We start from the raw sequence: 637 nt of genomic DNA, 5'->3' as shown, positions 1-637 counted from the left end.
GGATGAGATTAAGAAGTTGGGTATCAGTGTAAATGATTTAATTACAATGTTACGTATTAAAGGCTGTAATTTACATGAAGCGGCTTTTGTTCGTTTGGAGACCAATGGCGATTATACTGTTATTAAAAAGGAGGAGGGGAAAAAATCTACTATTTTAGTGCAAAGTGGCAAAATTCTCGATGATGGTCTTAAAGAGATTGGTAAATCAAAAAAATGGCGTTGTGCAGAATTGAGAAAAAAGCATGTAAAGGTTGAGAATTTATTTGCAGCAGAATGGTATGAGAAGAATACAGATCAAACTAATAAATCCTCTCAAGGATTATTTCTTGTCCCTTTTTCAAAAACAGTCTAGGCTGAAACAGTTATAATAAGTATAGTTTACCGAAAGCGTATAGAAAAAATATGATCTGTAAACGACAAGAAGAGGAAGTATTATAATATTTGTTGAATGGATGATAGAGAAGTTAGGGTTTTATGAAACGGAATAAAATAGTAAAAACTGTATCGTCAGATACAGGACAAACTTTACGTACGCTTTATAACTTAGTGCCTTATATGTGGCCTGCAGCTCGGCGCGATCTAAAGATGCGTGTTATATGGGCAACGTTTTATCTTATTTTAGCCAAGCTGATTCTCA

General features: G+C 34.1%; 1 protein-coding gene. It reads left to right on the top strand.

Annotated features, from left to right (window positions below):
- Window positions 1-352: YetF domain-containing protein (locus ACFINS_RS10770; protein WP_375706270.1), on the top strand; the 352-nt coding region annotated here is incomplete at its 5' end.
- Window positions 353-637: the final 285 nt, after the last annotated feature.

The sequence above is a fragment of the Bartonella sp. AA2SXKL genome, assembly GCF_042197205.1.
Classification (GTDB): Bacteria; Pseudomonadota; Alphaproteobacteria; order Rhizobiales; family Rhizobiaceae; genus Bartonella.
Note: the sequence above shows the minus strand (reverse complement) of the source record. Positions and strands in the feature narration are given on the sequence as shown.